At 55.6% G+C, this 12,610-nt stretch carries 9 protein-coding genes and 1 pseudogene; 3 read left to right on the top strand and 7 right to left on the bottom strand.

From position 1 onward, the window contains the following. Positions 1-194: hypothetical protein (locus ADN00_RS20320; protein WP_236691515.1), on the top strand; the 194-nt coding region annotated here is incomplete at its 5' end. A gap of 47 nt (positions 195-241) precedes the next feature. Continuing rightward, entirely contained in the window at positions 242-1,252 is a 1,011-nt protein-coding gene (locus ADN00_RS13255; RefSeq protein WP_075063478.1) for an adenosine deaminase, read from the top strand. A 57-nt stretch (positions 1,253-1,309) separates the two neighbouring features. Here ADN00_RS13255 and ADN00_RS13250 read toward each other — a convergent pair whose 3' ends face one another. From ADN00_RS13250 to ADN00_RS13240, 3 genes are all read right to left on the bottom strand, one after another. Further along, on the bottom strand, positions 1,310-3,532 hold the full coding sequence (locus ADN00_RS13250; protein ID WP_075063477.1) for an amino acid permease: 2,223 nt from the start codon (positions 3,530-3,532) through the stop codon (positions 1,310-1,312). A gap of 263 nt (positions 3,533-3,795) precedes the next feature. Next, complete coding sequence (locus ADN00_RS13245; RefSeq protein ID WP_075063476.1) at positions 3,796-4,212, bottom strand: hypothetical protein; 417 nt, start codon at positions 4,210-4,212, stop codon at positions 3,796-3,798. A 144-nt stretch (positions 4,213-4,356) separates the two neighbouring features. Next, positions 4,357-5,298, bottom strand: coding sequence for an alpha/beta fold hydrolase (locus ADN00_RS13240; protein ID WP_075063475.1), 942 nt, complete (start codon positions 5,296-5,298; stop codon positions 4,357-4,359). A 351-nt stretch (positions 5,299-5,649) separates the two neighbouring features. Here ADN00_RS13240 and ADN00_RS13235 point away from each other — a divergent pair, with 351 nt between their 5' ends. Then, positions 5,650-7,656 carry a methyl-accepting chemotaxis protein gene (locus ADN00_RS13235; protein ID WP_075063474.1) on the top strand — a complete coding sequence of 669 codons (2,007 nt, stop codon included), beginning with the start codon at positions 5,650-5,652 and terminating at the stop codon, positions 7,654-7,656. A gap of 493 nt (positions 7,657-8,149) precedes the next feature. On the opposite strand, the gene ADN00_RS13230 is transcribed toward ADN00_RS13235, so the two are convergent. The 4 genes and pseudogenes from ADN00_RS13230 to ADN00_RS13210 form a co-directional block, all read right to left on the bottom strand. Then, entirely contained in the window at positions 8,150-8,437 is a 288-nt protein-coding gene (locus tag ADN00_RS13230; protein WP_075063473.1) for a hypothetical protein, read from the bottom strand. Positions 8,438-8,567: 130 nt separating this feature from the next. Beyond that, a pseudogene (locus tag ADN00_RS13225) lies at positions 8,568-8,738 on the bottom strand (transposase); the annotation flags it as partial. Positions 8,739-8,842: 104 nt separating this feature from the next. Beyond that, positions 8,843-10,045, bottom strand: coding sequence for a Fic family protein (locus tag ADN00_RS13220; RefSeq protein ID WP_075063471.1), 1,203 nt, complete (start codon positions 10,043-10,045; stop codon positions 8,843-8,845). 515 nt (positions 10,046-10,560) lie between these two features. Then, the gene (locus ADN00_RS13210) at positions 10,561-12,006 is read right to left on the bottom strand and encodes an ATP-binding protein (protein WP_075063469.1); all 1,446 of its coding nucleotides are present in this window, start codon (positions 12,004-12,006) and stop codon (positions 10,561-10,563) included. Positions 12,007-12,610 lie beyond the last annotated feature (604 nt).

Raw genomic sequence — 12,610 nt, 5'->3', positions numbered from 1 at the left:
AGCAGCGCTACCTGGTTCATTACATAGGGCTTAAACACGGGGTGGGCTTGTTTTCTTCTCATTCCTTTATTGAATCATTGCTTTTTAAAAATGTAAAGGGGCTGTCCTCTACTTTTTGGACAGCCCCTTTTTTGCTGCCCCTGGCCAGCCTCTTTAGACACCCGCTTTCCTTCTGCCTGCCGATCTGGCTATAATGATAGAAAACAGAGTGGATCGAGGTTGGACGCAAAGGAGGTAGACAGTGGAAGCATTTATTCACGGCCTGCCCAAGGCCGAACTGCACCTGCACATCGAAGGCACGCTGGAGCCGGAGCTGATGTTTGACCTGGCCAAACGCAACGGCATCAAGCTGGCCTACCCCTCCGTGGAGGCGGTGCGGCAAGCTTACCAGTTTTCCAATTTGCAAGATTTTCTGGATATTTACTACGCGGGCGCGGCCGTGCTGCAAACCGAACAGGATTTTTACGACCTCACCTGGGCCTACCTGCAAAAGGCGCACAGCCAGACCGTGCGCCACACCGAAATCTTCTTCGACCCGCAAACCCACACCGCGCGCGGCATTCCCTTCAGCACCGTTATCAATGGCATTCATCGCGCCCTGCAAGACGCGCACCAGCAGATGGGCATCACCTCTCAGCTCATTTTGTGCTTCTTGCGCCACCTGAGCGCCGAAGAAGCCATGCGCACCCTGGAAGAAGCCCTGCCCTACAATGCGTGGATCGCCGGGGTAGGACTGGATTCATCGGAAAAGGGGCACCCACCTTCCAAATTTGTGGATGTGTTCCAGCGCGCCCGCCAGGAGGGCTGGCGCATTGTGGCGCACGCCGGTGAAGAAGGCCCCGCGCAATATGTGTGGGAAGCCCTGGACCTGCTGGGTGTGCAGCGCATCGATCACGGGGTGCGCTCTACAGACGATCCGCGCCTCATTGACCGGCTGGTGCGCGAAGGCGTGGCGCTCACGGTTTGCCCGCTCTCCAACATCAAGCTGCGCGTCTTTGACCGCATGGAGCATCACAACCTGAAAACCATGCTGGAACAGGGCGTGCGCGTGACCATCAATTCGGATGACCCGGCGTACTTTGGCGGTTACATGGATGAAAACTTCACCGCCGCCCAGCAGGCCCTGGGATTGAACAAAGACCAACTGGGGCAGATCAGCCGTAACGCCTTTGAGGCCTCGTTTGTAAGCGAAGCGCGCCGCAAAGAGCTTATGTTTGAACTGGAACGCTACCTGGCGAAAAACGCCGATTAAGAAAAACAGGGCTGCCGGTCAATCTGGCAGCCCTGCTGGTTTCTTCAACCGCCCTGGTTATTCTTCAATCTTCTTCACCTGTCGGCGCAGCCAGGCCATGGTTTCGCTCTGGTATCGGCGCACAATCAGCGTGGAGCAGGGCGCGTTTTCCACAATCTGGTCGTTGATGTAACCGAACAGGTAATTGCGAGAGAACCACTGCTCTGAAGAACCGATCATCAGCAGGTCGTAAGGCTGGCGCTGCGTCTCGGCCAGAATGCCATCTACGATGTTGTCTGCGTAGGTAACGCGGAATTTCATCGCCTTGGGAACCGCGCCGCCCAATTCTTCTTCCACAATTTCTTGCAGTAGCAGCATCTGGTCTTCCGATTCTTCCAATTCCATCGTTTTGGGCAAGACGCGGAAAGCGGTTACACTGCCCTTTTCAATTTCCGCGATCTGACTGGCCCAACGCAGGCACAACCGCGCGTGCGGCCCCCCACCCACCGGCACCAGAATGCGCTGCACGCGCTGCAGGCCGCGGTCGCGCAGTACGGCCACATGCGCGCGGGCGGTGATCAACACCTCTTTGACTACATTGTGCGCCAGGTCTTGCCCGGTAATGGCTCCCGGCCAGCCCATCAACACCATGCGCACGTCGCCATGCCCGTTCAGCTCCTTCAAAATACTCTCCGCCAGGTTGGTGGCAGCACGCCGTTTGGTGTAGAGGGCTACGTTGCGCTCTTGAGCGAAGTGCGCCACCCGCTCCAGCAGAACGTGTTTGTTGTTGATGCGGTTCAACGCGCGTTCAGCCGCTTCTGGCGACAGCACGCCAGAGGTCTGCACAACGGTAAACAAACAGATGCTGGTATCTTCCTGCATTTGCCCCATCACCGCAGCCAGGCGCGCCAGGCTTTCGGCAGTATCGGGGTTGGACACCGGAATAAGGATGCGGTTAGCGCCGTTGGCCTCGGCCAGCTCCTGGCGCGCTTTTCTGCGATTCGCGAACACCCGCCCGCCGTAATAGAAAACACTGCACACAGCCAGCACGCCGCCTAAAAACAGCAGCGCCTCCACCCGCGTAAACGCCACAATAAAGAACCCCGCCCCGGCCGCCGCGTAAGCGGTGAGGGGGAAGAAGGGTGCCTTAAACGGGCGCTCAATGGTGGGGTGTGCCTTGCGCAGGTTGACCATCGCCAGGCTGGCCCAAAAGAGCACAAACAGGTAGCCCGCGCTGGAAATAAAGCTCAGAAAATCGACCAGGCCAATGGCCGCCACCAGCGCGCTGATCGCGCCAATGATGATGATGGACACATAGGGTGTGCGGTAGCGCCCCAGCCGCGAGAACGGCCGCGGCCACACCCCAAAACGGCTCAGGCTGAAGGCCTCGCGTGTGGCGCTGAGCATGGCCGAGTTGACCGAGGTGAGCGTGGCCACAATTCCGGCCACGGCCATCAGCGGCACGCCCAGCCGCGGCCAGAAGCGCATCGCCGCGTCGGTCAGCGCGGTTTCTGATCCGGCCAGTTCAGAGTAGGGCACTGTGCCAATCGTAACCAGCGCCACCAATGAATACACCAGGGTCGAGATCCCCAGGCTAACCAGAATGCCCATCGGAATATTGCGCGAGGGATTGGTAACTTCTTCGGCGTCATCGGCAATCACCTCGAAGCCCACATAAGCGTTATACACCAGGGCGATGGTCGCCATCATACGCGCGATATTGGCCCACAGGGTGTGGTGTTCAAACACCGCTTGCCCCGAGGTGAAGATATCCATGTGAAAACCGGTGGAGCGCGTCAGCCCCAGCACAATGAAAGCCGTGAAGACCAGCAGCAAAAAACCACCCAAAAAAATCTGGATATTGCCGGCCTCATACACCCCGCGAATGTGCAGCACGGTAAAGAGCAAAATCACCAGCATGGCTACCGGCACCACCGGCAGGCCGGGAATGAATACTTTCAGGGAATAGGCAAAACCAATCGAAGACAGCGCGGCGTAAAACGTGCTGGAAAGGCAGTCCAGCGACCCCACCAGGAACATCAGCAGGTTATTGCCGAAAGCCTCACGCACATAGGTCATCGCCCCGCCGGTCACCGGGTAGGTGGTGGCCAGCTCGCAGTAGTTGAGCGCCACGCTCAATGTCAGCAGCCCGCCCACCAGCAGCGCCAGCACGGCAGCCGGCCCGGCGATCCCCGCCGCGTGCCCGGTGAGCACAAAGATCTCAGCCGCGATGGTGCCAGCCGTTCCCAACATGATCACCTGCAGCAGGTTGAGCTGGCGTTTCAGATGTCGTTTGGTCATAGAGGCGTCGATCCTGAATGGAATGAATAATTCCGGGGAGAGCCGTTCTGTCCCCCCATTCAGAGATTATAGGTCGCGCCTGACCAGATTTCAAGGTGGCAAAAGTTGGGACAAAGCTCCAACGGTGCTCCAATCAATCGTCAAAGCGGCCGCGCCTGACTGGATTTCAAGGTGATAAACATTGAGACAATCCCGGCACAAAACCGCCCGCGCCCACCCAAGTGGACGGGACGGCACCAAGCCGGGTTGGATAAAAGCAGGCTTCAGACTCTTCGGCGGCAAGCCCACAGCACCGCCAGCAGATTGGCGCCCAACTGAATCCCCCACATCTCCGCCAGTCCGCCCAACCCGCTGGGCACCAGGGATACAAAAAAGAGCGGCCCAAACACCAGGCCGCCCGCAAAAATGCTTGCCGCGTCCCACCGCCCGCGCGGAGTCAGTCGCTTGAACCCCTGGCTGCGCTGGCAAAGCTGGCACCAGGCTTCAAAGCCCAGCACCGTCAGCACGAGCGCGGCGGGAATCTGAATCGCGAGCGGGGAAAGCTCACCGGCGGCCAGCCTCTGCAGGCTCAAGGCGCCCATGCCCGCCAGCAGATCAACGATGGCCAGCGCCATGCCGTGAATAACGGCGCGCAGCGGGCGGCTGACAGGTATGCTTGTGCGTCTAACTGGAAAATCCATTGCATCCTCCCGTGGGGTGTGCGCTTCATGGATCTTTCTATCAGCATAGCGCGTTTTGATTGTGAAATCAAGCACAAATTGCGCCCAAGAAAAAACCCCCAGCGGGTAAGGCCAGGGGCTGCAGATGGAAAATAGAGTGAGCAGTTACTGCGCCAGTTCGGGCACCGCGCTGCTCAGAAAGACCTGAATGGCCTGGTTGACTTCTTCGGCGTGACCCAGCATCATGTGGCCGCCGTCGGCAATGGCTTTGAACTGCGCGCCGGGAATGAGAGCCGCCAGGTTGCGCGCGCTGCTGTGCAGGGTCATCGGATCATCTGCCGCGCTGATCACCAGCGTGGGCGTGCTGATCTGCTCCAGCGGACAGTCGTTGATCGCCGGGTTGGAGACGTAAGTGTCGAATACCATGCCGTCTGCCCGGCTGCTGACTGGCATCACACTGCCCAGGGTGTGCGTCACCACTTCTTGCAGCTCGGGGGTCAGTGCGAAGCCCTTGGGCACCCCCACCAGAGACTGCATGCCGTCGCCAAAATAAGTAATCATGATCCAATAGATAAAATCGCTGTGCAGCATGGCGCTAAACACCGGCTTGGGCGGCGCCACCAGACCCACCTCGCCGGGAGAGTTGGGCGAGTGCAATATGATGGCCGAAACGCGCTCGGGGTGGCGCAGGGCAAACTGCGTGACCGAGGTAACCCACGCCGAAGAGGTGAAAATGGCTGCCTTTTCAATGCCCAGCGCGTCCAGCAGGCAGGCGTAAGCGTCGGCCTGCATTTCGACGGTGGCGTTGGCCGGCATGGGCGTGCCCAGGTAGCCGAAGCGTGAAGGCGCAATCACCTTCAGACCTGCGGGTATGTAACCGCTGGCCATACCCAGCCCCTGGTCAACCCCGCCGCCGTTGCCGTGCACCACCAGCACCGGGTAGCCGCTGCCCTGCCGGGCATACTCAATTTTCCCGCAAGCGGTGGAGGCTGTTTCCAGGTTCAAGCCCTCCAGCCGGGCGCGGTAGGCGCGCATATCCTTCTGATAGCGCACCAGCATCAAGCCGATCACGATCAATACCACCAGCGACAGCGCGCCGCCAATCATGGTTCATCTGCCGATTGGTTTCAATGATTCCCTTCCTGCATATGTATTTGAGATGAAAATGATGTGCTGCTCTCACGGCGCGTGCGCCAGCAGAACTTGTTTATTATAGTGTTAAACCCCCAGATGCACTGACTTTTTTTGAGCATTCGGATTGGAAAACGGGTGTGAGCGCCGGCCCACCCCCAGCCGCCGGAGCCGTTTTGAAGCGGAAAGGGCAAGTAATTTAGCTGTTTTTTAGGACATTAGCTGAATTATTTCACGGGTATTTTATGGTAATTCCAATACCGGTTATAGTATAAACAATACACTCAAAAAATGTTCACAAAATCCAATGACCTATTCAGAGGGGACATGCACAACCTTCCGCGCCTCACCATTCGACGCAAACTCTTATTGAGTTATTTGATTCTGGCAGCGCTGAGCGGCATTTTGTTCAGCGCTGTTTTCTTTAATGTCTCGCGCGCCTTTGTCATGCGAGAGTTGAAATCTCGCCTGGCCGCCGTGGTCACCCTGGCCGCCCAGCGCATGGACGGCGACCTGCACAAGCAGCTCACGCAGCCGGAAGACATCAACCTGCCCGTCTACCAGCAGTTATGGGACACCGCCAATCAGGTGATGCAGGCCGACCCCGACCTGGTCTACATCTATACCATGCGCCAGAACGCCCAGGGCGAGGTGATTTTCATTGTGGACCCTTCGATGGCGGTGGATATCAACGAGTTTCAAATCGGCGAGGTGTACGAGAACCCCTCTGACCTGCTGCTGGCCGAGTTCGCCGGGTTGAACAAGACCGTCGTGGAAGAAGACCTGTACACCGACGAGTACGGCACGTTTCTCTCGGCCTACGCCCCCATTCTGCGCTCCGACGGCAGCGTGGATGGGGTAGTTGGCCTGGATATTTCTGCCGAAAGCATCGCCCGGAACGAGCGCCAGTTGCTGCTGGTTTCGCTGGGCATCTTTTTCGTTACCTTCCTGCTCACCCTGCTGATCAGCAACTTCATGTCGCACCAGATCACCCGACCCATCCCGCTCTTGGTGAAGCAGATGCTTGAAATCTCGCAAAAAGATTTGCCCGCCCTGGCGCAAGCCAGCCAGGCCCTGGCTGCCGGAGACCTGCGCGCGCGGGTGGAATTATCCGCCCGGCCGCTGAACACCACCTCGCGCGATGAATTTGGCGAACTGATCACCGGCTTTAACGAAATGCTTGAACAAATGACCCGCCTGCGCGACGCCTTCAGCGGCATGACCGGCCAGCTCCAGCAGGCCTTTACCACCCTCTCCAACCAGACGCGGGAGCTTGAATCGGCTTCGGGCGCGCTGGCCGCCTCGGCCAGCCAAACCGGCGCGGCCGCCTCGCAAATCGCGCAAACCACGCAGCAAGTGGCGCGCGCCGCCTCTTCGCAAGTAGACACGCTGGCGCAAACCAGCCAGGCCCTGCAGCAAGCCGAGCAGGCCATTCATCTCATCGAGCAGGGCGTGCAGCGGCAAATAGGGGCGGTGAGCAGCGCCGCCCAGGCTACCGGGCAGATTGGCAGCAGCGTGCAAGCGGTGCAAGACAGCAGCCAGCGCCAGCGCCAGGCCGTCAACAACTCGCTGGAGATTGGCCGCCAGACGGCCGAAACCATGCGCAAGATGATCGAAGGCATGCAGAAGATGCAGGCCCAGGTGAGCGAATCGACCCAGACCGCCCAACAGCTCGGAGAGCGCTCCGGGCAGATTGGCGCGATTGTGGAAACCATTGACGAAATCGCCTCGCAAACCAACCTGCTCTCGCTGAACGCCGCCATCGAAGCCGCGCGCGCCGGTGAGCACGGCAAGGGCTTTGCCGTGGTGGCCGATGAAGTGCGCAAACTGGCCGAAAAATCGACCCAGGCGACCAAGGAAATTGCCCAGATCATTCACGAGATTCAAGCGCTGATCGAAAGCATGGTGCGCGACATGCAGGCCAACCGCGACGAAGCCCAATCCGAAACCGGGCTGGCCGGCGACACGCGCGAGAGCCTTAATCACCTGCTGGACAACCTGAAAGTGGAAAAAGAAACCGGCGAGAGCATCGTCTCGGCGGTGCAGGGCGTAGCCAGCAGCACCCAGCAGATGAACCGGGCCATGGACGACGTGAGCCAGGCCGCGCAGGCCAACGAAACCGCGCTGCAAACCATGCTGAGCACCGTTGGCCGGTTCCGCGACGCGCTGGACCAGGTGGTATCGGTCAACGAGCAAAACTCGGCCGCCGCCGAAGAAATGAGCGCCGCCACCGAAGAGATGACCGCCCAGGCCGAAGAAGTCTCAGGCGCCACCAGCCTGCTGCACAACATGGCCCAAACCCTGCGCGCCCTGGCCGCGCGTTACCAGTTCTGAGCCTTCCGATACAACACCAGCAAGAGCAGGCCGCGCGCGGCCTGCTCTTTTGATTGGAAAGGACAACTCCCGGTGCAGCGCCGTCCACTTCACGGTTGGTTTGCCGCCCGGGGTAGAAGGTCACCACCCCGTTGATGATGCCGCGCGCCAGGTTGCCGTCGCCGTCGTAGAGGTAATTTGCCTGTACGGTCTCCGGGGTGGGGCTGGGCCTGCCCAAGGATTGTCTAGCCCAGCCGACCAACCTAGCCGAGTTGGTCACTCTTCTCGACACGCTCCTTCGCGGGACGCACAATAAAACGTAGAACGATGTAGTCCGTACTCTCCGCTAGGGGCTGATCCTGCTAGTAGAAAAGGATCTTTCAATTGTAAAGGTGCAGCAATACACCATAAATACTGGAAAACGGGTTTTGTTTCCCGCCTTGCGCATGCTACAATTCGGTTACCCCCAAGAGAAGAAAAGCGTTTGTGGTTCCACGCTTGTTCGTTTTCAATTTTACACGATGACCTTCTCGCCAATAGCCCTTAATATTGGTGCCAAATCAACCAGGCCATTTGCATATGGTTCTTTTTCGTTGATTAATACTTTTATAAGATCATTCCAATCGCCTGATAATTGTCCAAGGTCTAATTGAGTGGGGCGTTGATAAGGATTATATACTTCACCTTTTGGAATATTCCAATAAAAATCTTCTGATATTTCTATCGTCTCAATTCCTAACTCCTGTAAGTGGAGGAATAATTTCGTACATACTTGCGAGAGTTCTGAAATTTTTATCTCCATGTTCAACCTCCTATTCAGGCAATTGTTTTCGTAAATCATCAATCTGTTTTCGCCAATTGTCAATCTCGTTTTGATAGCGCAAGTTTTTTTCTGTAAATTCCTTCAAATTATCCCGTTGGTTTCTTAAGGTTCAAGTTGGAAGAGGGCTGACCAGACGCAGACAGGCCGCTTCGTTGGGGAAGATACCACCCACCCGAGAGCGCCGTTTGATTTCTCGGTTCAGCCGTTCCACGCCGTTGGTGGTGCGGATCAGATGACAATGTGCAGAAGGGAACGAGAAAACCCTCAATCCTTCGGGCAGGTTCTGCAATTTGCTTAAATATGCAATTCAAATTCAGCAAATTGTAATTTCTGAATCTAAATTACAATTTGCTTGATGTGAGTTGCCATTTGCTACAGTTTGTCTTAATTTTGGTTATCGCGACCCAGTGAGCCATCCTCGGCATTCAGCGTTTTCAGGATCTCTTTTGCAATAAACCGGCGGTCATAATCGCTTTCGCCAAATTGGTGAAGAATATCCATTTCAATCAGTTTTTCCACACTCCTTCTGGCCGTATGGTAGGTAACGTCCAAAAGTTTCTGCGCTTGTGGGATCGAAATGACCGGCGCGACAAACAGCCATTCCAGCAGGCGCAGCGTTGTCGCATTGGCGCGCACGTTATCCAGCTTTCCTCGCCAAAGGGTTTGCAAATCCTGCAACTGTTTGATGCGCCAGATGGTGTCGTGTGCCTGCTCCTTCACTCCTTGGAGGAAGAAGAACACCCATTCACGCCAGGCGCCGCGACGACTGATTGCGAGCAAATGTGCATAATAGTCCGGCCGGTTTCGCTCAAAGTACGCGCTCAAATACAGCAGGGGTTGAGGAAGCAGTTTCCAATTGACCAATAACAACGCCAACAAAAGGCGACCGATTCTGCCATTTCCGTCCACGAATGTGTGCAGCGCTTCAAACTGATAGTGCAGAAAAGCCAGCCGGACCAGCGGAGGATGCGGATGATCTACATACAAATACTTCTCAAATGCATCAAGGCCAGCACGCATTTCGTCTACAGGCGGAGGAACATAAACGGCCTCATTAATTGTCCGCCCCCCGATCCAATTTTGACGCGTGCGGAAACAACCTGGGGTGGCATATTCACCACGCACGCCTGCCAGCAGTCGCTCATGAATCTCGCACAGCAGTCGCAGGCTGACCGGTAGTGTTCTCAAACGCTCCAAGCCATACTCCAGCGCCAGCACATAATTTCTTACTTCGTTCACATCCGCTTCAGTAGATATCATCGATTCAAAGCCGGGCAGGGGAACCTGACCAGCTTCATAAAGATAGAGATCGGTTAAATCGGACTGAGTTCCTTCAATGCGCGAGGATAAAACAGCTTCACGACGCAGAAAGGGGGACACAAACAAATCAGGGTTGGGTAGGTTACGGCCCAAACCCGCCAGCTCGCTTACCGCCCGGTCGGCCACGGAGAGCAGACTGGCTAATTCCCATTCGGGAGCGAGATCTGGGGGCAGCGGGTTCGGAACAAAGGCCCAATAAGCAACGTTCCCTTGCCCTACCTGTATGATTTTGCCCGCAGTGGAATTTTCAAAATCACGACGATTCATCGCGTATCCCTTCGGTTAATGAAAATCAATTACCTGGGAAAAAATTAATCTTCTTTTTTTCTGTTCTTTTCTACCGGTTTTTTAACAACTTTCTTGTATAGATCATCGTAATACGCATTACGCTTACTCAGATAGTTTTTACCACATAAATATACAAGGATCGAAATTGTAATTAAGGCCAGCAATATTATTGTGCCACTAAATAGATCTAGAAATGGTATTGAATTTAGAAGTATCGCCATTCAATCCCTCCTATCATTATCTCCAGATCTAAATAGCGTTCCAGGTTAAGAAAATTTAGCCAGGTTGCCCGCGTGGTGGATTCAATGATCGTATGCGCATTTGGGAAAATCTTCTCTGATTCCCCCACAGAATAATCCGCTATATGGGATTATATACCCAACAGAATCAGCACAATGGGTGTTGTTGGCCTGTAGAAAACAAAAAACCTGCTTGTCCAGCAGAACATGGGGATCCGAGTAAAGAGTATTGGTTGTTTATCAGATACCCGGCTACTATGGATGAGAGTCTCCATGCCCCAATACGGCATCCAAATCGTTTAAGTCAACCGCAAATCCGCCAACCTTTTGAAGCATTTCTATCGCCGCGGGAGTGAATCCACTTCGGGCAAAAAACGCATAGTACACCTGCCACCCCGCACCCTCGGAAGGCAAGTCCTTTATAACCAGGGGTGTTTTGGTTTCGATTAGCTCTCGAACAACCTGCCGGTCCACCCGATCAGTTCCCCACTTGCACTCGCCTAACAATATTCCATGAGTCTTCCAATTGATTGCCACAACATCCACCTGAACCCGGCTGCTCCAGTGACTCCCGACCGCATCCGGTACAAAAGGCAGTTTGCCTGCCTTGCCCTGCATCTGCGTCCACTCACGGGCAAGTTCCTCGAAGGCACTCACCCCCACAAATGCACGCAAGTTTCGCCGGACCGCTTCAATGATCTGCTCTGTATTATGGGGAGAGGACGAAAGAAAAGGCTCCAGGAACTGGAAATAAAAGCGGAAGTATGGATCACTCAAACGGTAGCGGCCACTGCGAGAACGTCCCCTTTCGGCCTTGGGCTGGGTCACTGGCAACCGGCGTTCAACCAGGCGCAGTTCCTGGAGTGTATTCAAGTAGAAGGTCACGCTGGTGCTGGGAATGTACGCCCTTTCGCCAATCTCCGTCAGGGTGTGTGCGCCGCTGCCGATTGCCTTCAAGATAGACAGGTAACTGTTCGGCTCGCGCACCTCATCGTACAGAAGGAACGCTGGTTCGGCAAGGAACATGCTGCCTGGGCTGAGAATGGTCTGCCGGATGTTGCTGATCAGATCCAGATCCGGATCGAACCAGTTGAGATAGGCCGGAATGCCCCCTACCATAGCATAGGTTGCAACGCGGGCGTCTGCGTCCCACTTTGGAAAGAATTCGGCCAGGGCAGAAAAAGGCAGCGGCTCCAGGTGCCACTGACCAGTCAGCCGGCCAAAAAGTGGGGATTGCTCCGAGAATAACTTCTCCATCACGCGCACTTGCGACCCGCAGAGCACCAGCACAACTTCCGATTTTTGGAAATGCTGATCCCAGGCGTACTGCAGCGCCGACAGCATCGCCGGATCGGCTTCAGCAGCGTAGGGAACTTCATCCAGAATGAGGATTTGACGTTTTCCAATCAGCAAGGGAGCCGCCGCATCCCACAGTTCAGGCCAGGAGCGGTAGACTGGCGCAGAGGAGGCTGGAACATTCAGCAGCTTGCCAAAAAAACGGGTACGCTGCTGGGTGGCCGTCTCTTTTACGGCTTCCCAATAGGTAAAGGGTATACCGCTTTGGGCTGCCCACTGCAAGAGAAGTTCCGATTTCCCCACTCGCCGGCGACCGAACATCAAGGCCAGTTGAGCCGGACCAGGGCGCTTGCGGGTGAGTAAACTGTTGAGAAAATCCATTTCTTGCCGCCGGTCGACGAACATACCCACCTCCGAAAATTATAGTCTTAACTATTATAGCACGCACTATAATAAATCGAGAATGTACTGTCGCCCTATCTAAGAGCAAAATAGTAGACCAAGCAGCAGTGGTCGTCCCGGCGATGAAGAGAGAGGTTGTCAGGGAAGTGGAGACGCCCAAACCCGAAAGACCCAGCGCAAAACCTTGCAATCCCATCCCGACCATGCCAACACCGCTCACGAGCATGATTGCGGCGCTGGTCGCGGCTGCCGCCCCACCGATGCCCCAGGCCAATGTCTCTATAATATTGTAATGGCAAAAGTTAGTGAAACCGTTTGTTTGTTGATAGGCATTGAAAATTGCCCCCACTGCAAACCCGGCGCCAGCGACCACCACAATTGGCATAATCATACCGCTCGGATCGCTCATCAACACCGGGTTGTTGGCCACATACGCATAAGGGTTGAGCGTGGTCGGTTGGCTCTGAAAGCCAGGAAACGGTGTCATTGAACGCCCTATAATGTACCAGTGACATTCAGCAAAGATGTACCAGCGATATTCACCAACACTACGCCACAGATATTCAGCAACGATGTACCAGAGATCTTCAGCAACACTACGCCACTT

The organism is Ornatilinea apprima, assembly GCF_001306115.1.
GTDB lineage: Bacteria > Chloroflexota > Anaerolineae > Anaerolineales > Anaerolineaceae > Ornatilinea > Ornatilinea apprima.
Note: the sequence above shows the minus strand (reverse complement) of the source record. Positions and strands in the feature narration are given on the sequence as shown.